General features: G+C 46.2%; 1 protein-coding gene. It reads right to left on the minus strand.

Annotation, left to right across the window (positions count from 1 at the left end; genetic code table 11):
- Positions 1–39: 39 nt before the first annotated feature.
- A partial coding sequence (locus tag IM753_RS12895) for a pilin (protein ID WP_194109460.1) occupies positions 40–333 on the minus strand: 294 nt, incomplete at its 5' end.

Here is a 333-nt window from a genome sequence, read left to right on the forward strand (position 1 = left end):
TAAGGAGTGGTGTTTGGTAGCCCAAAGTTGGATTTGTTATTAGTTACTTGTACAACCAGTTGGGATGAACTTAGATTTCCAACCTGGAGCGTTAGAACCGTTAATGGTGCAGGTCCATACACCTTGTGCATCACGAGATTGAGTAATGACAGCACCAGCGATGTCTTTATTGGCACGGTTACCCAAAGTAGCTTCTAGAGTGCCAGCACCAGTTGCAAATGCGGCACCACCGATATTAACAGCAGACATCAAGTTAGAACGAGCGGTACCGCCAGTAGTGGTAAGGCCGATGTCTTCTTCAGTGTCGTTAGCAACATTACCTAGTTTGGGAGT

Origin of the sequence: Moraxella sp. K127 (assembly GCF_015223095.1) — a bacterium.
GTDB lineage: Bacteria > Pseudomonadota > Gammaproteobacteria > Pseudomonadales > Moraxellaceae > Moraxella.